This is a genomic window from Hydrogenophaga sp. Root209, assembly GCF_001428625.1.
GTDB lineage: Bacteria > Pseudomonadota > Gammaproteobacteria > Burkholderiales > Burkholderiaceae_C > Hydrogenophaga.
The window spans coordinates 102,362-124,772 of record NZ_LMIE01000022.1; the positions used below are offsets into that span (position 1 = coordinate 102,362).

The 22,411-nt window shown below is 69.5% G+C and carries 19 protein-coding genes; all 19 read right to left on the minus strand.

What is annotated here, in order from left to right; genetic code table 11:
- Positions 1-38: 38 nt before the first annotated feature.
- The gene (locus tag ASE11_RS25850; RefSeq protein ID WP_056271304.1) at positions 39-2,687 is read right to left on the minus strand and encodes a phage tail protein; all 2,649 of its coding nucleotides are present in this window, start codon (positions 2,685-2,687) and stop codon (positions 39-41) included.
- On the minus strand, positions 2,687-4,972 hold the full coding sequence (locus tag ASE11_RS12020; RefSeq protein ID WP_056271307.1) for a putative baseplate assembly protein: 2,286 nt from the start codon (positions 4,970-4,972) through the stop codon (positions 2,687-2,689). Before ASE11_RS12020 ends, ASE11_RS25850 begins: the two co-directional genes overlap by 1 nt.
- Positions 4,973-5,362: a GPW/gp25 family protein gene (locus tag ASE11_RS12025; protein ID WP_056271311.1), complete on the minus strand. Its 390-nt coding sequence runs from the start codon at positions 5,360-5,362 to the stop codon at positions 4,973-4,975.
- On the minus strand, positions 5,362-7,008 hold the full coding sequence (locus ASE11_RS12030) for a hypothetical protein (RefSeq protein WP_056271314.1): 1,647 nt from the start codon (positions 7,006-7,008) through the stop codon (positions 5,362-5,364). The genes ASE11_RS12025 and ASE11_RS12030 overlap by 1 nt, the downstream gene beginning before the upstream one ends.
- 4 nt (positions 7,009-7,012) lie before the next feature.
- Entirely contained in the window at positions 7,013-7,699 is a 687-nt protein-coding gene (locus tag ASE11_RS12035; RefSeq protein WP_056271318.1) for a phage baseplate assembly protein V, read from the minus strand.
- A complete protein-coding gene (locus tag ASE11_RS12040) occupies positions 7,696-8,787 on the minus strand; it encodes a phage late control D family protein (protein WP_056271321.1) in 1,092 nt (363 codons plus the stop codon). The genes ASE11_RS12035 and ASE11_RS12040 overlap by 4 nt, the downstream gene beginning before the upstream one ends.
- Before the next feature lie 22 nt (positions 8,788-8,809).
- Entirely contained in the window at positions 8,810-8,980 is a 171-nt protein-coding gene (locus ASE11_RS25855) for a hypothetical protein (RefSeq protein ID WP_156406334.1), read from the minus strand.
- Between the two features lie 19 nt (positions 8,981-8,999).
- Positions 9,000-9,968 (minus strand): hypothetical protein, encoded by a 969-nt coding sequence (locus tag ASE11_RS12045; protein WP_056271324.1) that lies wholly within the window; start codon positions 9,966-9,968, stop codon positions 9,000-9,002.
- A 2-nt stretch (positions 9,969-9,970) separates the two neighbouring features.
- Positions 9,971-10,516 (minus strand): phage tail protein, encoded by a 546-nt coding sequence (locus tag ASE11_RS12050; RefSeq protein ID WP_082585695.1) that lies wholly within the window; start codon positions 10,514-10,516, stop codon positions 9,971-9,973.
- A complete protein-coding gene (locus tag ASE11_RS12055; RefSeq protein ID WP_056271328.1) occupies positions 10,516-12,141 on the minus strand; it encodes a phage tail protein in 1,626 nt (541 codons plus the stop codon). Before ASE11_RS12055 ends, ASE11_RS12050 begins: the two co-directional genes overlap by 1 nt.
- 20 nt (positions 12,142-12,161) lie before the next feature.
- Positions 12,162-12,605 carry a phage tail protein gene (locus tag ASE11_RS12060; RefSeq protein WP_056271331.1) on the minus strand — a complete coding sequence of 148 codons (444 nt, stop codon included), beginning with the start codon at positions 12,603-12,605 and terminating at the stop codon, positions 12,162-12,164.
- Positions 12,606-12,628: 23 nt separating this feature from the next.
- Positions 12,629-14,392 (minus strand): phage tail sheath family protein, encoded by a 1,764-nt coding sequence (locus tag ASE11_RS12065; RefSeq protein WP_056271334.1) that lies wholly within the window; start codon positions 14,390-14,392, stop codon positions 12,629-12,631.
- Positions 14,393-14,437: 45 nt separating this feature from the next.
- Positions 14,438-15,256 (minus strand): hypothetical protein, encoded by an 819-nt coding sequence (locus ASE11_RS12070; RefSeq protein ID WP_056271338.1) that lies wholly within the window; start codon positions 15,254-15,256, stop codon positions 14,438-14,440.
- On the minus strand, positions 15,253-15,840 hold the full coding sequence (locus ASE11_RS12075) for a DUF4255 domain-containing protein (RefSeq protein ID WP_056271341.1): 588 nt from the start codon (positions 15,838-15,840) through the stop codon (positions 15,253-15,255). Before ASE11_RS12075 ends, ASE11_RS12070 begins: the two co-directional genes overlap by 4 nt.
- A 265-nt stretch (positions 15,841-16,105) precedes the next feature.
- Positions 16,106-17,071: a Bug family tripartite tricarboxylate transporter substrate binding protein gene (locus ASE11_RS12080; RefSeq protein WP_414842448.1), complete on the minus strand. Its 966-nt coding sequence runs from the start codon at positions 17,069-17,071 to the stop codon at positions 16,106-16,108.
- 21 nt (positions 17,072-17,092) lie between these two features.
- The gene (locus ASE11_RS12085) at positions 17,093-18,172 is read right to left on the minus strand and encodes a CobW family GTP-binding protein (protein WP_056271347.1); all 1,080 of its coding nucleotides are present in this window, start codon (positions 18,170-18,172) and stop codon (positions 17,093-17,095) included.
- Between the two features lie 10 nt (positions 18,173-18,182).
- A complete protein-coding gene (locus ASE11_RS12090; protein ID WP_056271350.1) occupies positions 18,183-18,551 on the minus strand; it encodes a hypothetical protein in 369 nt (122 codons plus the stop codon).
- Complete coding sequence (locus ASE11_RS12095; protein WP_056271353.1) at positions 18,548-20,332, minus strand: hydantoinase B/oxoprolinase family protein; 1,785 nt, start codon at positions 20,330-20,332, stop codon at positions 18,548-18,550. The genes ASE11_RS12090 and ASE11_RS12095 overlap by 4 nt, the downstream gene beginning before the upstream one ends.
- Positions 20,329-22,407: a hydantoinase/oxoprolinase family protein gene (locus ASE11_RS12100; protein ID WP_056271357.1), complete on the minus strand. Its 2,079-nt coding sequence runs from the start codon at positions 22,405-22,407 to the stop codon at positions 20,329-20,331. The genes ASE11_RS12095 and ASE11_RS12100 overlap by 4 nt, the downstream gene beginning before the upstream one ends.
- Positions 22,408-22,411 lie beyond the last annotated feature (4 nt).

Genomic DNA, 22,411 nt, shown 5'->3' on the forward strand with positions numbered 1-22,411 from the left:
TGCTCCTTGCGTGGTCGTGGTTGTCTGGTGCGCGGTCTTCAAGCGGGTGCAGCGGGCACCACGGGCGGTGGTGCGGCCTCGCCGCGCAGGCGCGGGTCCAGCGTGGTCGGGCCGAGCACGAAGTCGCCCCCGCCCAGCACCGAGCGCTGCACACGCGCGGGACGCGGCGGCACGGCACGCGCCAGATACGTGTCCACCCCCACCAGGCTGGCCACGCCCACCATGAAAGGCCAGCTCGCGGTGGTCACGCGCACCTGCACATGCGCGGGTGCTTCCATGGCCACGATGCGCCGGATCAAGCCCAGGTCCACGTCGTCCACCTCGCGGTGCACCAGCACGGTGGCGCGGTGCGCCAGGCGCCCGTAGAAATCAGCGATGTCTTCGTCTTCGCTCTCGGTGGTGGCCTCTTCGCGGTAGAGCGCCATCAGCTCAGCGCGCGCCTGGTCGCCCAGCACCAGCGTGTCGCCCACCACCGAATTGCCGCTGACCTGCAGGCCCGGCAGCAGCGGGTCGTCTTCATCGGCCAGGTCCACACCCAGCAGCGTGGCGAGCAGGCGGCGCAGCCGGAAGTCTTCGATCACCACCACCTCGCCACCGCTCACGCCACCGCCGGTGGCCACGTCGAGCGCGAGCGCCAGGCCTCGGCGCGTGCCGTGCCAGCGCGCGAGTTCGGGCGCGGCCTGCAGCCAGGCGCGCCGACGCGCATCGGGCAGGGCCGCATCAAAGCTCAACCCGACCCAGCTCGCCAGCCAGTCGAGGTGTTCGGCAGGTGTGCTGGCGGGATCGGTCAGCAGGTGCGCGTGCGCCACCCGGTCTTCGAGCTGCGTGAGCACGCCCTCCACATTGGCCAGGCTGCGCGCCAGGAAGTCGGCCGGTGTTGCCTGCGGCCGGTACACGCCGATGGCGTGGCCATCGAGCAGCAGGCGCCAGCAGCGTGCGCTGCCGCCATCCTTCAGCAGCCAGCTGCGCCCGGTGTGTTCCACCACCACCTGTGCACCGTCGCTCACCGCGATGCCGCCCGTGGCCAGGCGCAGCAGCAGCGCGACCTCGGGTGTGCCTGCGCTGTTCAACCCGTCGGCGTAGCTTTCGTCGATGCTGTCCAGGCATTCGCCGGGCAGCTGCGCCGCATCACCAAACAGGGTCTCGCGGTAGATGCGCGGCAGGTATTGCTCGGCGTAGTTGAAGCGGCTGGCCCAGGCGCGCAGCGCCACCACCTCGGGGCTGGCGCGGCCGTCACCTTGCAGGCTCAGGCGCACCCAGAGGTAGCGCCCGTTGAGCGAACGCACGGCGGTGCGCGCGTTCTGCACCAGCACCGAAAACAGGCCTCGCAGCCCGCGCTGCGGCGTCCACGGCGCCAGGCCGGGGTGCGCCGGCAGCTCGGAGGGCGCACGCTCCCACACCGCGTGCGGCACGTGCGGGCCCGACGCGGCGGGGTCGATGGCACGCACGTCGCGGCCGAAGGCGTGGGGGTGCCAGGCGTCCAGCCGCTCGGGGGCGGGCGGCTGTGGGTCGTTGGTGGCGGCCAGCCACACCACCACGCCGCAGGCCGGGGGAATGCTGGCCTCCATGAACACGCGGTGCCAGGTGGTGGCGGGTGTGCCGCTGTCGATGAGCTGCGCGCGCAGTTGGCCATCCTCGGTGGTGAAGCTGGCCGCCGCGCCACGGCGCGCGAGGTTGGGCAAGGCCAGCGGCCACAAGGGCTCGGCGGCGTCTTCGCGCACCGGGTAGTGCGCCACGCCGTCGACGCGGTGCACAAACGGTGCCTCGCGCTGGTCGCTCGCCAGCGGAAACACCTCGCCGAGCGCGGGCAACTCGGCGTCCGACGTGTCGTCGATCGCAAACGCGGGCGCGTCGACCCGGCCCGGCATGCGCAATCCGATGCGTGTGCCATCGATCCAGGTGAGGGCGTAGGCGTGCAGCGCGCCCCGCAGCAGGCGCATGGGGCCGGGCGTGCGGGTCGCTTCATGCCAGCGCCGCACCCAGGCCTGGCCTTCGGTGTTCCAGCCCATGAGCAGCAAACCACCCTCGGGGCGACAGGTCAATGCAAAGGGCTCGGCCACTCCGCCCCAGCCCTCATGCACAACGGTCATCGCGGGTGTGCGGCAGTTCTCGGGATCGGGGCGGAACACGCCCGGGGCATAGGCGTCGGTGGCCGGTGTCTGGCTGGGCAGCGGGTAACCCTTCAAACGCGCCAGCCGCCCGCTGCCGCGTTCCAGCACCCACACACCACCGTGGGGGTGGGCCGCCAGGCGCCAGGGCGCAAAGCCGGGCTCCATCACCTCAACGGCGGCCCAGCGCTGGCGCAGGTCGTGCATGAGCACGCGCCCGGGCATGGCCACATACAGCACGCCGTCGCTGGCCACACAGAGGTCGGTGGGCACGGCGTCCAGCGGGAGCGCGATGGCGGCCTCCGGCAGATGGGCGCTGCGCACCACGATGGCCTGGCTGGGCGCGTGCCAGCTGCACACCACGCCTTGCGCATCGAGCGCGCGCGGCACCTCGTTCAGTGCCAGCAGCCCCGCCACGCGGCTGGCCTCCGCATCGGCAGGCGCTTCCAGTTCACGTTCGGACGCCAGGCACAGCGCACTGCAGGCCGCGTGCCAACGCACATGCCCCCCACCCTGCACCAGCGTGGGCCAGTGGGTGGGCGCCTGCAGCGACCAGAAGCGGGAGCCGTTGGCGTCCATCAGCAGAGCTCCGGCACGACGGGCACGGCCACCGCATTGGCCTGCGCAAACGGGTTCGGCAAGGTGCGCAGATTCGTCGGCGCCTCCGCGCCCTCCACCACCACGATGGACAACAACTCGGGCAACTGCCAGGGCCGCAGGTTCAGCGTCTGCTGGGCGCCGGCCTGGTTGCGCGGCAGCAGGGCCCAGTCTTCCTGGCCGGCGGCGCCCTGGCGCGCGAACAGCTGCAGGCCGGTGACCTCGGCCACGCCCGCCACGCGCGAGACCTCCACTTCCAGTTCGCGCTCGCGCACCGAGCGGCCGAGTGCCCAGCCCTCGCCCTCCAGCCCGCCAGGCGCCAGCGGCCAGAGCAGGCGGCGCAGGGCTTCGCGCACCTCGTACAGCAGCTTGTCGCGTGCGAAGCCTTCGCGCAGGCGCAGCGCCACCGACAGGCCCAGTGGCACGTATTCGCAGCCGATCACGTAGAGCTCGGTGGCCAGCGGCACACGCGCCGAGAGGTGGGCGTGCACACGTTCGATGAAGGGCCGGTCTGGCCGGGGGTTGGGTGCTGGCGCCAGCGCGGCGGACGGCAGCACCACCACGCTCACCACGCCGGGCACATGAAAACGCCGGTCGCGCGGCTTGAAGCGCGGCATCACCTCGACGCGGCCCACATCGGCCGCGGGCGTCTCCAGCGCGAGGCGCTTGAAGTCGTCGGCGGTCACTGCGCGCTGCTGGTGGCGCAGCATGGCCGGAATGCGCCGCTCGGCCTGGGGCAGCGTCTCGGCATCGTCACCACCGTCCATGGCCAGGGGCTGGTGCACCTTCATGGCGGGTGCGCGCTGACCGTTGATGAGCGTGGCGGCGATCTCGCTGAGGCTGCCGGGCGCGAGGTTGCCTGCGCGCCCGCCGCCAAAGCGCCCGCGCGCCAGGCGCACGCGCATGAGCCGCTCGGGGATGCGCCCGCGCACGCCGTCGCCGAAACGCACGGTGCCGGCCTCGGCGTCGAGTTCAAACGCGCCGGCCTCGCGCGCCGTGAGCGCATCGGCGCTGATCGCGGCCAGGTCGTCCACGCGCCGCCACGGCTGGTAGCCGCGCCCGCCGGGCTCTTCCACCTCGATCAGCAGCGTCTCGCCGTCCACCGAACCGGCGGGCAAGGCAAAGCTCTGGTCGGCCGCGCCCGTGCTGGTGCCGAGCACCTGGCCTTGCAGCGTCACGCGCTGGTCGACCTCGGCGGCGTTGATGCCCAGCCAGGTCAGGGGCAGGCGCTGCACCTGGCTGCCCGGACGCGGGCGCACGCGCAGCCAGGCCACCAGCCGCGCGGCGCGGGCCGCGTCGTCCAGCCGGGGCGGAGCATCGCCCACGCCGGCCAGCGGGTTCACGCCCACCTGGTTGGAGGGCACCCAGATGTCGTCCTGGCCGGGCAGCGGCAGGCGCAGCGTGCCCGGGCGCGTGAAGCCGCGCGAGGTGTCGCTGCCGGGCAGTGGCTCCAGCGTGAGGTAGTCCAGCGTCTGCGTGCCGGGCTGGCGGGTGACCATCTCCCAGATCACCGGCACCTCGGCCAGCGGGCCGACCTCTTCGAACAGCGCGGGCAAGGGCAGCGCCGGCACGATGCCCAGCGACAGCAGCGAGGGCACGCCGGTGTCGCCACCGCCGAGCGCGGCACGCACGTTGTCATTCACATCCGCTTGCTCCAGCAGGCTCGGCGCCGACGGTGCGAGCAAGGCGATCCACAAGGCGCGGTCGGTCGAACGCTCGAACACGTCGAAGCCACCGGGCTCGGCGCGCCCCTCGCCAAACACCGCCAGCGTTTCGTAGCCCTGCACCGCGCCGCTGATGCGGTGCACGCGCGAGAGGCCACTGATCACGTCGGCCATGCGCGCCGCCTCCGTGTCGGTGAGCCGGCGTTTGATGTAGGCCTCACCGGTGACCGGCAGCACGGTGGTCTCGCCCAGGGTCTCGAACGGCTGCGCACCCTTGAGCCGCGCGCCGGGCAACAGCGAGCTGGCGCGCAGATCGGCCAGCGGCTGCGCGTACGACAGGCCCACGATGCCACGCGCCGGCTGCGCTGCGCGCAGACCCTGGCCGAGCAGCTTCAGGAACACCAGGCGCTGGCGCTCGGGGATGAGGTTGGCGCGGTAGAGCAGCGCATCGCCCAGCCAGGCGAAGAGCTCGATCAGCGTGCGTCCGGGGTCGCCCTGGCGCGGGTTGGTCCACTCGGGGGTGTGGGCGGGAATGCGCGCGATGAGGTCTTCAACCAGATCATCGAAGCGGCGGTCGTCCAGGCTGGGTGGAACGATGGGCATCTAGTTCTCCAACTGCACATTGACGTTCATGCGGCCCGGCGCGCCCGTGCGTGCCAGCCGGTACTGGATCTCCACCCGCAGGTGGCTGGGGGCGTCGGGCACGTCCCACACCTCCACCGCGTCGAGCAGGATGCGCGGCTCCCAGCGCGTGAGCGAGCCCTGCACCAGATCGCGGATGCGCCGGCGCGTGGCCAGCGTGTTGGGCTCGTGCAGCAAACGGTCCAGCCCACCACCGAATTCGGGCCGCATGAGCTGCTCGCCGGGGCGTGTGCTCAGCACGATGCGGATGCCGTCGCGCACGCTTTTCTCAAGCAGGGGCCAGCCGAGCTGGCCATGCTCGTCGGGCAGGCCGAGGAACGGAAATCCGATGGGGGCTGATGCCGGATTCATCACTCGCCCTTCTTCGGAAACGGAATGCAGATCTTGATGAACGCCATCCACTTGAAGATCAGGTCGAACAGGCTCAAGAAGATGCTCAGCACGATGAAGGCGCACAGCGTGATCACGGGCAAGCTGAAGCTGCAGATCCAGCCGATGGTGATGCCGCCGTCGGGTGGCTTCTTGCCTTCCATCAGGTCTTTCGGGTTGCCGCTCAGCAGGTTCTGCAACGCCGGCGGCACGGTGAACGACACATTGGGTTTGAGCGAACGCAGCAGGCCGGGCTCGGTGATGTCGGGCAGGCTGATGCGCACCGGCGGCGCGCCCGAACCTTCGAACCACGGCGCGATCACAAAGGGTTCGGTGGCCTCGCTCCAGACGATGCGCGCGGGGCAGCCGCATTCGGGCTTCAGGCGCACGAAGGCGCGCACCACGTACTGCGCGGCCGGGTCGTCGAAGCGGCCTGGCGCCGGGTTGAGTTGCGCAAACCGCTCGGCCACGGCGCGCGAGAGCGCCAGCCGCAAGGCCTGTGCCTGATGGCTGGGCAGCGCAGGCCAGCGCGTGGGCATCTCGGGCCTTGCGGCCTGCTCGTCGCGTTGCACCAGCACTTGCGCCGCCTGGCGCAGGAAGGCTTCGGCGCTCACCGTGCGCGCCACCGTTTCCCCATCGCGCAGCTTCAAAGGCAAAGCGATGGCCGCGAGCTGCTGGCGCAACGCCTGGCTGGCGGGCGAGGTGCCGGCAAACGCATTGAATTCACCATCGAGCTGGCGCAGCAAGCGCAGCAAGCGCTGCATGCCCGTGCGCGCACCGCCGCCCGGGCGCAGCTGGTTCCAGTGGTCGATGGACACGCCGGTGGGCCGCACGGTGGTGGCGAGCTCGGCGGCTTCTGTCCAGGCTGGGTTGAGGCTCTCGCCATCGAGGGGGAAATCCATGGCCTCACCGCGCAGGGCCTGCACCAGGTGGTTACGGAAATCCGCGCTCTCGGGCCCGAAGGTGTTGGCTTCGTCGAACACCGGCGCGGTCTCGGCCAGCTCGCCGCTCACCGTGGGCACCAGGCCGTAGTACAGCGTCTTGCCCGCGGCCTTGCAGACCTCGGGCGGCGCCACGAACATGGGCACCACGTGTTCATCGAGCAGCGTGTCCTCGCGCTGCAGGGCCAGTTGCACCAGCTCGTGGTCGATGTCGGCCACGCCGGTCTGGCCGCTGTGCAGCCGCAGCTGGCTGGCCGGGTCGCGCGCGGCGCCGCCGATGCGCTGCACCGGCAGCCAGCCGCGCAGGCGTCCGCGCGAACGCATCCAGCCCTCTTCTGCGGCGCCACCAGCGCGACGCACGCGGCGAACCACGAGGCCCGCCGACGCCACGCGCGCGGGGTCCACACGCGGCGTGCCCGGTGTGTCGCACCAGGCCTCCAGCACGGCCAGGTGGTGCTGGCGCTGGATGGGCTGGAACAGCTTGAGCACCTGGCGCTGAGTGCGCGCGGCAGCGCGCGAGGCCAGCAACTTCGCGCGGCCCTCGACGCTGGTGATCTCGTCGAGCACGGCGTCGATGAAGTCGCCATCGGCGCGTTGCAGCAAGAGCGGCGCACCGCCCGAGACCAGACCGCGCGGCGCGCCCAGGGCCACGTCGTGTGGAAGTTGCTGCGTGAGCGTGCGGGCCATGGCGTCACCAGATGTTGCCTGCGCCCGGCGTGTAACTGGCGGAGATGACGGCGTTGGTCTGCAACACGTCGCACTTCACCATGCCGGAGAAAGTGGACATGGCCGCATCGACCTTGACCATGCCCGCGCTCACCTCCACCTGCGCGGCGGTCACCTTCACCTTGGCCGCGGCTTCCACCGCGATGCCTGCCGTGTCCATCACCACGCGGTTGCCGTTGGCGTCTGCTAGCGTGATCGAGCCCGGCCCGTCCTGCAGCGTGACGGTCTGGCCACCGGGCGTCTCCAGCGTCAGGGTTTCCTGCCCGTCCTCGTCGAGGATGGTGATGGCCACGCCGTTCTTCGACTTCAGCCGCTTGGTGCGGTGTTCGCCATTGGCCAGATCGGCCGGTGATGGCGAGTTGCCGTTCCACAGCCCGCCGATGATCAGCGGGTGGCGCGCATCGCCGTTCATGAAGATCACGAGCACCTCGTCGTCCACGTCGGGCAGGAAGAAGAAGCCCCGGTCGTTGCCGGCGAACGGCGCCACCACGCGCGCCCACAGCGGCGCGTCCTGGTCGGTCACGCCGTCGTGCGCGAGCAGGCGCACCTGCACGCGGTTGCGGCGCTCGGGGTCGTCGAGCGAGACCACCAGCGCCAGCGCGCCGGCCTGCAGCCAGCCCGCAGGCCGCTCCAGCAGCGCATCGCGTTTCATGCGCCCTCCCTGAGGAACGCGCACTCGCCGCTGAACTCGGTGCGGTAGCCCGCCGTCTGGTCGTAAAGGTGCGAGGCGGCGCACACGAAGTAGCGGTTGTCGAACTGCGGCGAGAGCCCCGTGACCGACACCGTGGTGCCCACGCGGATGGCCGGGTTGCCTTCGCTCAGGCCTTCGATCCGCACGAAGCGGCGTGCGCGCTGGTCGTATGCGGTCTGGGCCACCGCCTGGGCTTCGGCATCGCTGCTCACCGCCAGGTGGCCGATGTGCTCAGGGCGTGGGCCGAACGCTTCATCGAGCCACGACGACCCGCTGCGTCCACTGCCCGGCCCGCTGTGTGTGATCTGCGTGGCCTCATGGCTCACCGCGCTGCCGTCCACCGGGTTCCACCCTGCCGCGCTGGTGGCGGTGATCTGTTGCGACAGATCGGCGATCACGCGGGCGCGCATGAGCTGGCCGAACAGCGCGAGTTCCACCTCGCCACGCGCCACGTCACCGCGCGGCGCCACCTGCAGCTCGTCGCCCACGATCTGCAGGTCGGCGTCGAAGCGCGCGAGCAGCCGCCGCAGAAAGGCGAGATCGCTCTCGTTGATCTGCGCCCAGGTGTCGGTCGGGCTGGTGAGGCCGGTGATGGTGGGCCGCAGGTTGAGCGCGTCGGCCACCTCGCGCACCACGTCGGCGGGGGACATGTCGGTGTAGGTCTTGCTGCGCCGGGCCAGACGCGCGGCCTGCAGCGCGTCTTCAGCCAGCACCGTGATCTCGGGTGCGCCGCCCATGCTGAACAACAACTCGATGGCACTGACCTTGCCGCGAAACACCTCCACCGGGGCTTGCACGTCCCCCGCGTACACCGCGAGTTCGGCGCCCAGCTTCAGCTCGGACTGCGCACCGAAGGCCTGCTCGGTGCCGCCCGCCGTGGTGCCCACCCAGTTGGACAGGCGCAGCTCCAGTCGGCTCATGCCGCCTTCGCTTTCGTCCATGCGCATGGCGACCAGCAGGTTGGACAAGCGCACATCGGCCTGACCACCCAGCCGCAGCGTGGGACGCGCGCTGTAGAGGGCTTGTCGGCTGAGGGCGGTTTCGCTCATGGTGTTGACGTGTTGGTGGCGCTCAGTCGGTCTGCAGGCGTCGGTCGCGCTCCGTGCGCAGGTCCAGCGCTCGCTGCAGCGCCTCCAACTGGCGCGGGTCCTCGGGTGAGGTGGCTTCGCTCGCCTGCGCGGTGGGTGGGGCGGGCCGATCGGCCGGCACCTCGGCGGTGACTTCTTCGAAGGTGATGGGCATGTGTGTCTCCCCGAGTCGTTCAGTCAAAAGCGATGCGGGCCTGCAGGTCGGCGGCGGCGCCCACGTCGGTCCCCAGACTGCCCGCGCCCGAACCGCGCGCCATGCCGCCCGGTGCGAAACCGGTGGCGCCGGTGCGCGCTTGCGCCGGGGGCAGCAGGGCCTGCGCGTTGGGCAGCGATGCGCCGCCACCCGCGCCGGTGCGCAGGCCGGCAAAGGCGGCGCCGGCCGTGGCGCCGATGCCCACCCCTGCACCCGCACCGACACCGATGCCCACACCGGCCCCAGCGCCCACCGACAGCGACGCCGATGCAAACGCCGCCGGCGCTCCGAGCGACACATTCGCATCGACCAGCAGCGAGGCACTGCCGCCAAAGCGCAAACTGGCCGAGGCGTTGGCGCTCGCCACGGCCCGCGCCGCGCGTGGATCGCCGCCAGCCGCGGCCACGCCCGACGGGCCGGCCCCGCCTGGGACCTCCATGGACGATGCACCGCCTGCGCGATCAGCAGACGATGCTGGCGCGCTGGCGCTTTCAAAATTGGGGGCGTCGCTGGACAGCGTGAGGTTGATGCCCGCGCGCAGCGGCACGCCGTCGTGCGAGAACAGGTCCAGCGTTTCCTTGTACTGCTCCACCGTGCCCACGAAGCGGTAGGCACCCCAGCTGAACTCCACGCGCGGCGGCGTCTTCTCGTTCTCGCCGCCAAAGGGCTTGAGCATCTGCGCCATCTTGTCGGTGGTGCCGCGCACGTCTTCACCGCCCTGCACCTCGCCGCCCAGGTTTTCAGCGGTGGTGTCGAACACCAGGTCCATGGTGAGCTTGGCCACGGTGGCGCTCACGTACTGGCGGCTGCCCGCGCCCTGACCGGCGGGGCCGAGCGTGTTCGACACGGTGTACTGCAGCGAGGCCGGGTTGAAGTGCACCTTCACCACGGTCTCGGGCGCCGGACTCAGCGTCTTGAACTCGGCGACGGCGATGGTGCGTTCGGTCATGCTCAGGCCTTGGGAAAACCGAGGGTGAGGCCCTCGTGCGCCAGGTGCAGCTCTTCCACCGCCACCTCGGTGGCGCGGGCGTTGAGGTCGGCGGCCTTGAACTTCACCGGCATGCAGCGCGCGAGCGACCAGGTCATCACCTTGGTGCCGGCGCCATCGAGCATGTCGATGTCCACGTCCATGCGCGCGGCATAGTCGCCGCCGGAGACCAGGGCGAACCACTTCCAGAGGTGGCGGTTGTCGGTCATGCCGCGCTTGAGGATCACGGTGGCGTGCGTCACCTGGCCCGCGCGCTGGAATGCGCCGTGGTTCACGCCGCCGCTGCGGATCACCTTGGGCTCCATGGTGGCTTCCAGGCCGGTGCATTCGGCAAAGGCGCCCTGGCACATGTCCACATCGTTGCCTTGGCCCGTGCCCGCCCCCGACTGGCGAAACCGCACCTGGAAACGAAACGGAATGAGCGGCGCGGAGGACGGCCGTGCGCCCGCACCGATACCGATCGACACCTGGGCCGAGGCGCTGGCGGAGAACGCTGCGCCGATGGCCATCACGCGGCCTCCCGCACGCTGGCCTGGCCCACGCCGGCCGCGGCCAGGGCCAGCACCACGGTGATGCGCTCGATGCTGTGCGCCGGCAGCACGGTGATCTCGGTCACGAGACGCCCGTTGTCCAGGTCGTGCTGCGTCATGGTGCTGCGGTCGCAGCGCACGCTGAAGGCCTCTTCGGGTGTGGCGCCGGCCAGTGCACCCACGCGCCAGAAGCCCTTGAGCAGTTCTTCAAAGCTGCGCTCCAGCCGCGCCCAGGTCTGGGGGCCGTTGCCGTCGAACAGCACGCTCTGCCCGCGCAGGCGCGCCGCGCGCAGCAGCGTGGCCATGAGGCGGCTCACACCGCCGCTGCGCCAGGCCGCATCGGGCGTGGTGGTCACGTCCGACTGCAGCGCCCAGCCACCGGCCTGCTGGGTGAAGAGACACACGCGCTCGGCCAGCCGCGCGCTGGGCGACTGGGGGCCGGCGCCCCAGCCCGGCAGCGGCTCGGCGCTGTGCAGGTCGCGCAGCGCCGGCATGGAGTGCTCACCCGCCACGCTGGCGTGGGTACCGCGCGCCAGCGCACTGCGGGCGATCAGGCCGGCCAGAGCGCCATCGGGTGGCTCCAGGCCTTCAGGCAGGTCAAGCGCCGCGCGCGTGGCCAGCCACGGGTAGGCCAGTTGCACGAAGGCGCTGGCGATCGACAGGCCACTCGCGTCCACGCTGCCTTCGGCCTCCAGCACGCCGCTGCGCCGCAGAAAAGCCAGCATGTCGTTGTGCGCGTGCACGCCACCGTCGCTCACCGGCCGGCGTGCGTCTTCACGCGGCAAAGGCAGCGCGCCGACGAACAGCATCTCGCGCTGGTGCCGCGCGAGAAACGCCCGCACGCTGGCCACCGCCACGCGCCACGGCCCGTAGCCCGGACCGTCCAGGCGCGGCGCGTACAGGGCGCGCAGGCCCGCGTCCTGGGGCAGCGGCGGTTCGTCGGGGCTGCACTCCACAAAGCCTTCGGGCGGCGGCACCAGCGGCACGGTCACCGAGGGCGCCAGGGGTTCGGTGGCGCACGCGTCGGGCAGATCGGGCAGGCACAACACGCTGGCGTCCGAGAGTCCCACCACATGGCCGATGCCGCGCCAGGTGCGTGGGTCCATGGGCTCGAACACCTCGCCCACCTGATCGCGGTCGCTGAAGCCGGGAATGAGCCGGGCGAGGCGCGCTCGGCGTTTGGCAGCGCGGTTGGAGGCCGACTCCAGAAACGGCCAGGGGTCGCCCACGCGCACGACCACCGCGCGCTGGCCACCGCGCGCAAAGAAACTGCGCACGGCCGCACCGAGGTAGGTGGCGCAGTGCGCCGGTTCACCGCTCACCGCATCGGGCGCGCGGCCCAAAGGCCGCTCGTCCCAGGCAAAGAGGCGGTCGAACAAGGCCCAGCTGTCGATCACCACCGGCACGTTGTCCAGCGCCTCCAGCGCGTCGGCGCCCTTGCGCCACGGCCCGTGCACCCAGCCCGCGTCGATGAGCTGGCGGCGCACCGACATGGGCAGCGGCTGCTCGCGCCGGCGCGCCACAAAGCCCACGAAGCACGCCACGTCGGCGCGCTCGGGCGCGGTGCGCAGGGCGGGTGCGGCGGTTTCGAAAAGGAGGCTCATGGGGGTCTGTCCGGGTTGCTTCAGACGGTGATTTCGAGCGCTTCAGCGGAGAGCGCAATCTCTTCCATGGCCACGTCTCCCCCGCCCTTGCCAGCCAGCGTGGGCCCGGTGTATTTCATCGGGATCACGCCGCGCAGCACCCAGGTCTGCACGGGCGTGTGCGCCTCATCGAGCAGGGTGATGGTCACGTTGCGCTGCGCGGCCGGGCCCTGCGTGCGGGTCTGGCTGATCCAGTCGAACAGCGTCTTGCTGTTGAGGATGCCGCGCTTCAGGGTCACGTCGGACACCTTGTGGATGCCGGCGACCTTGCGCACGTGGTTCTCGCGGTCGTTGCCGTTGCGGTACTCGGCCACGGTGACTTCGGTGCCGATGCCGCTGACATCGGAGAAGCCGCCAAAGACCTCGCCACCGTCGAAGTTGACGAGGTAGTTGAAGGCGCCGTAGGGCGTGGTGCGGTTGGCCATGGTTCAGCTCCTGAAGAGGGGATTCACTCGCGGGCGTCGGCCGTTTTCTGGCCGATGCGGAAGATCACGAACTCGGCCGGCTTGATGATGGCCACGCCGATCAGGCAGATGAGACGGCCGTTGTCCAGGTCGTTCTGCGTCATGGTGCTGCGGTCGCAGCGCACGAAGAAGGCTTCGTCGGGCGTGGTGCCGAGCAGCGCGCCGCTGCGCCACTCGTTGTAGAGAAAGTCGGCCACGGTCTGGCGGATGTTGGCCCACAGGCGCTCGCCGTTGGGCTCGAACACGGCCCACTGGGTGCTGCGGTCGATCGACGCTTCGAGGTAGTTGAAGTAGCGCCGGTCGCTGACGTATTTCCACTCCGGGTCGCTGGAGACCAGGCGCGCGCCCCACACGCGGTTGCCGCGCCCGCTGAAGAAACGCAGGCAGTTGACGCCGGCCGGGTTGAGCATTTCCTGCTGCGCGAAGTTCACGTCGATCTCGAAGCGCAGCGCGCCGCGCACCACCTCGTTGGCCGGCGCCTTGTGCACGCCGCGCTGCACGTCGTTGCGCGCGTAGATGCCGCTCATGAAACCCGAGGGTGGCAGCGCGATCTCTTTCGGAATGTCTTCACGGCCCGGGCGCGCCAGCGGGTTGGACACCACCACCCACGGGAAGTACATGGCCGCGTACTTGGAATCGAAGAGCCCACGGTAGGTGCGTGCCGTGGTGGGCAGCAGTTCGGGCGGTGTGTCGAGCACGGCGATGCGGTAGGCGCGTCGGCCTTCGGCGTGCGCGATCAGCGCGCTGGCGATGGCCTGCGGGTTGTCTTCATCGTCCACGCCGTACGCCGAACTGCCGGGCGCGGCGACGATGGACACATCTTCGAGCGAAGCGATCTCGGAGAGCGCGAGCGCGTAGTCGGCGGGCGTGGGCTCGGCGCCGTCGGCGCCGCCGGTGAGCGTCCAGACCCGCTCGGGTTGGCCGGCGGCGTTGTTGGTGGCGCCATTGAACAAACCGGCGTGCAGCTCCGACGGGGACACCCCCGCGCCCACGTTGACGGCGTAGAAGTTTTGCAGGTGGTCGCTGCGCCGCGAGGGGGTGGCCGACATCACGTGGCCGATCCAGCGCGGGTGCGTGTTGGTCAGGCCCATGTCATCAAAGCTCAGGCTGTTGCCGTCGCCGTCGATGGTCTGCACCGAGACGGTGAGCAATTGCGGTGCGCCCGCGAGCACGTCGGCCTGCGTGACCGCATCACCCGCCAGGTTGGCCGCTGGCCGCCAGGTGTTGCCCACGCGCACCAGCAAGGCTCCGGTGCCTGACACGGTGTCGCGCACCAGGCTGCCGGGCGGCGCGTTGTTGAGCGTGGTTTCCGATGCCGGTGAGGCCGCTTCGCGCACCACGACCTGACCGTTGCCCGCCGCGCCGGGAAAGCGCGCCACGAATCCCACACCCTCGTCAGTGCCGGCCATCACCTCGGCCGCGGCCACCGCCGCATCGGCCCCCACCACGCGCGAGACATACAGCCGGGAGCCACCTTCGTTGAAGAACGCCCGCACGGCATGCGCCAGGTAGTTGGTGCCCGGCACGCCGGTGCCCAGCGACAGGTCGGCAAAGCCCCCGTAGATGCGCTCGAAGTCACCAAAGCTGGTGAGCAGCTCGGGCGACTCGGGGGTGTCGTCATCCACCCGGTAAGGCCCTTTGCGGGTGGGCCCGACAAACGCGGTGGTGCTGGTGCCCACCCCTTCGATGCTCTTGGCGCGGAAACTGGTTTCTTCGACGTAAACGCCTGGCGCGAGGTATTCAGGCATGGTGGTTCTCCTTGTGAAGTGCGGGTGGGAACATCGCGTGGGTCCTCAAGGCAGATCCACCCCGAGGGAAACATGCAGCGGTCGACCGGCCGCCAGGTTGACCAGCACGCTGGCCTGCGGGAGGCCCGCGCGCGCTGCTTCAATGGCCACCGGGTCCACCAGCGGCAGGACGGCGGGCGCACGCCCCAGCTGCAGCACGGCCTGCGGCGTGCGCGTGACGCTCGCCGGATCGACCACGGCCTGCAGTTCGGCCTGGATTTGCGTGACGATCACATCGCCCGGTTCGGTGGACCAGGTGGTCACGGGAACGCCGGCCACCGGCACCAGCGCTTCACCGCGCCAGTCCGACAAACCCATCGCGCGCACGGCACCGGCGGCCACCACACGCAGCAGCACACCACCCAACGCATCGCCACTGCCGGGCTCGAACACGCTCACGCTCACGCACGCCCAGTTGGAGCCGACACGGCCCGTGGCCGAGGGGTACATGGGCACGGTGATCGGGCGGAACACCGAGCCGGGCTGGTCGGCGTTGGCCGGGTTGGCGTCGCGCGGCAGGTCCACCCGCACCAGCCGCGGCAGGTAGTGGCCCAGCGGGTCGGACAGGGTGAGCATGAGCGCCAGCGAGCCCACCGGCACATCGCCCGGCGGGCTGGCAAACGCGGCCGCGTGGTGCGCCAGCGGCCGCCATTCGTGGATGACCAGCAGGCCACTGCGGTTGCGCTGGATGCGCGCGCCCGCGGGCGCCTCGACGCGCAGGGTCTGCTCCAGGGGCGCGCCGGTGGTGGCGTCCACACAGCGCAAGGCACCGAGCACGCGGCGCTCCACGCGTTCGACTTCACGGGCGTGGAGCAGCAGCGTCATGAGGCCAACCCCGCGCTGTAGCTGGTGCGGCTGGACACCACCGCCCGGGCCTCGGGCAACTCGTCGGGGTCCAGGCGCACGGTGCGCGCGATGTAGGACGCCGAGAGCCGGTAGGACGGCTCCAGCGCGTCCCAGATACGCATGATGTCTTCGGTGGAGAGCTCGGCCGGCACGATCTGGATCACCTCGTCGGCGTCCCACGCGGGTTCGGGTGACAGCGACGAAGCGTCGAGCAGCGGATGCAGGTGCAACTGCCGCATGGCCCAGGCCATGGTGATGTGTTCGTCCAGCGCGGTGCTGCCCCAGGCCGAGAGCAGGATGTGCAGATCCAGGCTGAGCGGCACGGGCAGCGCCTGTGGTGCCCGCGAGGGCCGCTGCTGGCGGCTGTGCTCGTTGACCGTGGCGCGGTAGAGGTAGAGGCTGATGCGACTGCCGTCGGGCGGCGGGCTGGCCATCTCTTGCGACGACAGCACTTCGAAGTCGCACGCCGGCATGGGGGTGCCGTTGGTCGAGGCCGGGTAGGTGTTGTTCAGGAAGGTCGCAATGGAACTGCAGACCGAGTGAACCGCCAGCACGTTGGCCATGGATTCACCACCGCAACGCGAACAGACGCAGGCGCAGGAAGCCCCTTGAACGATGCATGCCGCCCCCTCCCGGATGTCGTCAAACCGTTATGTTGATGAACCTTTTATGGTCATCGGCCCGTCAGTTTTTTACAACTAACGTGTGATTTATTTGACGTTTTTATACCGCTTGTTCGTTCAGGAGGCGTGAAGAACTACGTTTTCCGGGAGGCATTTACAAATCCACACAGCCGGGCGCAAAACGCCCGGCGCGTCCCGCATCGGGTCATTCCGGCTTGAAACCGGACTCCTTGAGCAACTCGGCACTGCGAGACACGTCGGCTGCAACGTACTTGCGGAACTGGTCGGCACTTTCGATCACCGGCAGGATGCCCAGCGCCGTGAACGACCCTGACTTGGCCAGCTCGGCCACGGCCTTGTTGATGGCCTTGTTCAGGAGCAGCACCCGGTCTTGCGGCGTGCCCTTGGGCGCCCACACGCCGTACCAGGAGTTGTAGACCATGCCGGGGTAGCCGCTTTCCACGGCCGTGGGCACGTCGGGTGCCACGCTGCTGCGCTGGGCCGAGGTGGTGGCGATGGGTTTGACCTTGCCGCTCTTGGCCATGCCTTGCAGCGAAATGATGGAGTCCATGAGCAACTGCACGTGGCCACCGGCCACATCCGCCAGCGCGGGTGCCGTGCCGCGGTACGGCGTCATGGTGAGCTTGACGTTGCCCTGTTTGGCCAGCAGCAGCGTGGCCAGGTGGCTGGGCGCGCCCAGCGCAGGCAGGGCCGCCGTCCACCTGTCGGGGTTCTGGCGGGCCGCATCCAGCACTTCCTTCAGCGTTTTCTGCGGTGCATTGGGCGGCACCACCAGCAGCAGCGGGGCTTCACCCACACGCGCAACGGGTTCGAAATCTGTCTGCGGGTCGTAAGGCGGGTTGGCCAGCACCTGCTGGGCCAGCACGTGGGTGGCGGCGGAGAACAACAGGGTCATGCCGTCGGCGGGTGCGCTTTGCACCGCCTTGCCGCCGATGGTGCCGCTGGCGCCCCCCTTGTTCTCGACGATGACCGACACGCCCAGGTCGGTCTGCAACTGCCGACCGAGCAGACGGGCCGCCTGGTCCACGCCGCCGCCGGCGGCGAACGGAACGACCAGCTTGAGCATGCCGTCAGGGAATTTGCCTTGGGCGAGCGCGGGCGAGAGGCTGCAGGCACCGAGCACGGCGCAGGCGATCAGTTTCTTCATCATGGTTTTGTCTCCTTGTGACATTCAAACGGGTTGGGCAGGGCGCGGGCCGCGGGTGCGGCGTCTCTCGAAAATGCTCAGGGTCGCCTCGATGTCCTCGGCGTCCATGTTTCGGGTGATGAACACGATGCGGGTGCGCCGGTCGTCGCTCGGCCAGCGCGACAGGGTTTCGGGCGGATGGAAGAGGTGCTGAACGCCGTGGATCACCATCGGGTGCTCCGGATCGTCGGCGAGCTGCACGATGCCTTTGACACGCAGCAGGTCGTCGCCGCGCAGGGCCGCGATCATGTCCAGCCAGGCCATGAAGCCTTCGCGCGAAAGCGCCTGTTCACGCACGATGACGTGTGCACGGATGTGGTCGTCGTGCCGGTTCGGGTCGTGCACACCTGGCGCGCTCAGCGGGAAAAAGTGGGACCGCTCCTTGTTCTGTGACAGCGGTGTCAGGGCCGCAGCGGTGGTGCGGTCCAGCAACCCTTGCAAAGCCTCCAGCGCGTCATCGGGCGCTGTCGTCAGAGCCGCCAGTGGGTTGATGCTACGCAAACGATCCAGGAGCGGCGCCAACTGCTCGGGCGTGACCAGATCGGACTTGGTCAGCAGCAGCCGGTCGGCCACCGCAGCCTGCTTCACCGCTTCGGTGTGCTGGTCCAGCGTGCTCATGCCGTTGAAGGCATCCACCGTGCAGGCCACGCCGGCCAGGCGCCATTGGCGCGCCAATCGAGGGTCGCCCATGAGCGTGTGCAGGATGGGCGCCGGGTCGGCCAGGCCGGTGGTCTCCACCACCACATGGCGCAGCGCACCGCGCTGGGCCTCGCGGCTTTGTGCGAGGCGCTCGAAGGCCTCGACCAGGTCGCCCCGCACGGTGCAGCAGATGCAGCCGTTGGCCAGCAGCACCATGTTTTCCTGCGTGTGATCGACCAGGTCGTGGTCCAGCCCCACCGAGCCGAACTCGTTGATGACCACTGCCGTGCCGTGCATGTCAGGCTGGCGCAGCAGGCGGTTGAGAAGCGTGGTCTTGCCGCTGCCCAGGAAACCGGTGAGCACGGTGATGGGGATGCGGATGCCGGGGTCCGCGTTGTCGCCGGTGCGGGGAAGGATGAAGGCCATGGTCGGACGCTCAGATGCTTGATGGACCGTGCAGCTTGGCGAACGAGTCGAGCGTGCGCGCCAGACGCGTGAGCAGCCAGTCGGCCACGGCTTCATCGGCCTCGCCCTCTTCCAGGCGCGTCAGAAGAGTCATCACCGGTTTGACCTGTTGTTCGACAGGACCTGGCTGCAGCAGCCAGGCCACCACCTCGGTCTGGCCCAGGCGCTCACCCTCGGCCCAGAGGTAATCGGCGATGTCGAGTTCGAAGTCTTCCAGCGACACGCTGACGCCCCCCACCATGCAACCGCAGCCAGCGCCCAGGGTCACGTGCTGGGCCGAGAGCCGGCTCCACAGGTTGGCGAGGCGCTCGGCGCGCGGGTCGGCCACGGCGGTGCTCACTGGCCGTCCCAGGCCACGTCTTCGACCGCGACCGCGGCCTTGCCACTGCGCAGCGCTTGCGTCGCGGGGTGGTCCACCTGGCCGTGGCCATCGAGCGCCACCTTGTAGACCTCGCGGGCCACCTGGGCACTCACATACCCCTCGCGCACGTCTTCCGCCACCTTGTCGAGCTCGCGGTCCAGCGGGCTGCCGAAGCCGCCGCCACCGCCCGAGAGCATCTTGTAGGCGTCGCCGCGCTCCAGCCGCACGTTGAAGATCTTCGCGTTCAGGTGATCGGTCTTCCACTCCCCCTTGTGGCGCACGGCCAGGCCGTTGCCCATGGCGTCGCCACCGCCGTCCAGGCCCCAGGGCTTGCAGTGCACGCGGTCGATGCGGGTGGTCACGGTGAAGGGGCTGAGCGCCTGCACCACCATCTCGGCACCGAGGCCACCGCGGTAGCGGCCGGCACCGGCGCTGTCACGGCGGATCTCGTACTTCTCCACCAGCACCGGGTACTTCGCTTCAAGCTGCTCGGTCGGGCTGTTGTGGGTGTCGCCGTCGTTGATGCAGACCGTGACCGACACACCGTCCTCGGTGCTCTTGGCGCCCCAGCCACCGCCCAGCGGGCCGATGCCCACGATGAACAGGCGGCCGTCCTCCGGCGAGATGCCGTGGATGTTGGGGAACACAAGATCGGCGTGGTGGCCGGCAATCGACCGGTTCGGAATCGCAGGCGCGAGCGCCTTGAAGATGGTGTCGATCACCGTCATCGGGAAGGTCATCCACACGCGCATTGGGTAGGGGCGCTCGGCGCTGATCACCGTGCCCATGGGCATGATCACTTTCAATGACCGGAAGCTGCCGTCGTTGACTGGGTAGTCGGTCGGCGTGGTCAGGCACTTGTAGGCCACCTGCGCGCAGGCGATGCCGGTGGTGAAGCCGGAGTTGTAGAAGCCGCGCACCTGCTTGCTCACGTCCGACAGGTCCACCGTCATCTCGTCGCCGGTCACGGTGACCTTCACGCGGATCGGGATGCGCTTGCCGATGTCCAGGCCGTCGTCGTCCATGTAGGACTCGGCTTCGTAGACGCCGTCGGGAATCGACAGCGTGTTTTTGCGGGCCACGGCCTCGCTGGAATCCATGATCTGGCGGATCGACGCGTTCACCGCGTCGGCGCCGTAGCGCTGCAGCAGTTCCACGTAGCGGCGCTCGCCGGTGGTGATGGCCGTGATCTGCGCGCGCAGGTCGCCCAGCGCGCGTTCGGCCAGCCGCACGTTCATCGCGATGATGTCGATCAGGTCCTGGTTCACCACGCCTTCGCGCTGGTACTTCAGGATCGGGATCTGGATGCCTTCGCTGAAGATGTCGGTCGTCACGTTGCCCAGCGTGCCGCCCACGTCCAGCCAGTGCGCCATGCAGCAGGTGAAGCCTTCGAGCCGGCCCTCGTGGAAGATCGGCATCGTGAACGTGAAGTGGTTCAGGTGGCTGCCGGTGGTGTAGGCGTCGTTGGTGACGAGGATGTCGCCCGGCAGGATGTTGTCAACGCCGAAGTGCTTGATCTTCGCCTTGACGGTCTCGGACATGCCGCGGATGAACATCGGCAGGCCCAGGCCGATGGAGACGGTGTCGCCCTCTTTCGTGAACAGGCCCACCGTGAAGTCCAGCGCCTCGTAAATGATGAGGTTGTAGGCGGTGCGCGTGAGGTTGGTCTTCATCTCTTCCGTCACGGCGTAGAGGCCATTGCGGATGATCTCGACGGTGACCGCATCGACTGCCGGGTTCTGGATGTCTTGTGTTTTCATGACCGGTCGTCTCCGATGTTGATTTGCAGGTTGCCCAGTTCGTCCACGCGCAGCGAGTCGCCGGGCTGCACCACCGTGGTGGAGGCGTGTTCTTCGATCAGCGCAGGGCCGGCGATGGCGTTGCCCGCCAGCAGCAATTCGCGGGTGTAGACGGGGGTGTCGGCCCAGCCGCTGGAGCGGAAATACACCGGCTTGGTGGCCCGCACCGCGCCCGCATCAGGCGTGGCGGTTCCGGTGTCCACGCTGTGTTTGGGCGGTTTCTTCATGGTGCCCAGCACGGTCACGCGCAGGCTCACCAGGTCGGCCGGCTCCTTCGGCGCCGAGGTGCCGTAGCGCACCTTGTGCAGATCGTCGAACTGGCGCTTGATGGCCGAGCGGTCCTTGTCCACGAAGAAGGCGCCGGGCAGGTCCACCGTGACGGCGTGCTCCTGGCCCACGTAACGCATGTCGGCGGCGCGTTCGATCACCACGTCTTCTGCTTTGGTGCCCGATTGCGTCAACGCCGCGCGGCCTTCGTCTTCCATCGACTTGTAGAGCGCCTCGATCTCGTCGAACGAGACTTCATCGAGTTTGCGGAACACGGAGCGCACGTAGTCGTAGCGGCGGTCGGAGAACAACATGCCGTAGGCCGAAAAGTAGCCTGGCGCATACGGAATCAACACCTTGCGGATGCCCAGCTCGCGCGCAATGGCCGACGCGTGCAGCGGGCCGGCACCACCGTAGACCACCATGGTGAAACTGCCGGCGTCGAGGCCGCGCTCGGTGGTCACCGCCTTCACGGCGTGCGACATCTGCGTCACCGCGATGCGCAGGATGCCGTCGGCCGCGGCGGTCGGCTCCAGGCCCAGCGGGCCGGCAATGCGTTCCTGCATCTGGCGCTGGCAGCCGGCCAGATCGAGCTTGAGTTCACCACCGAGAAAGTGGTCGGCGTCGAGGCGACCGAGCAACAGGTTGGCGTCGGTCACGGTGGGTTCGGTGCCGCCACGGCCATAGGCCACCGGGCCGGGGATGGAGCCCGCGCTCTGCGGGCCGACGCGCAGCGCGTTGCCGGTTTCCACGCGAGCGATCGAGCCACCGCCCGTGCCCACTTCGTGGATGTCCATCATGGGAATCTGGATCGGCAGGGCGCGTTCGTAGCCGCCGATGAGCGCCGAGCCCGTCGTCAGCGGCCGGCCTTCGCTGATCACGCCGGCCTTGGCCGTGGTGCCGCCCATGTCGAAGGCGATCGCGTCGCCCATGCCGAGCTGCGCGCAGATCGCCTGGGCACCGATCACACCCGCTGCCGGGCCGGATTCGAGCATGCGCACGCAATCGCGCCGCGCATGGGCGCTGGGGAACAGGCCGCCGGTGGACTGCACGACATAGAAGTCGCCCTTGAATCCCTGGGTGCTCAGGTGCTGCTCCAGCTCGCCGAGGTAGGCCGAGACGCGCGGGCCGACATAGGCGTTGGCCACGGCGGTGGAGACGCGTTCGAACTCGCGGTATTCCTGGCTCAGCTCGTGCGAGGCGCAGACGAATGCGCCGGGCAGTTCTTCCTGCAGGATCTGCTTCACGCGCTGCTCGTGCGCGGGGTTGCGGTACGAATGCAAGAGCAGCACGGCCACAGCCTCGATGCCCTGGCCGCGCAGCTCCTTGGCGAGTTCGCGCACGGCGCCCTCGTCCAGCGGCTTGTGCGTGCTGCCATCGGCGCGCAGGCGCTCGGCCACTTCGAAGCGCAGCGAGCGCTTGACCAGCGGCTGGTGCTTGTTGAAGAAGAGGTTGTAGGCATCGGGGCGGTTGACGCGGCCGATCTCGTAGATGTCGCGGAAGCCTTCGGTGATCAGCAGCGCGGTGTTGGCGCCGTTGCGCTCCAGCAGGGTGTTGATCGCGATGGTGGAACCGTGCAGGAACAGGTTGCCGTCTTTCAGGTCGATGCTCGCGCTGTCCAGCGTGGCCTGGATGCCGTTGACCAGCTGGCCGTGGGTGGACAGGGCTTTGCCGAACAGCAGCTTGCCGGTGGCTTCGTCAAAAGCCGCCATGTCGGTGAAGGTGCCGCCGATGTCGACGGCGACCCGCAGTTGGGGTGGGTTGTTCATGGGG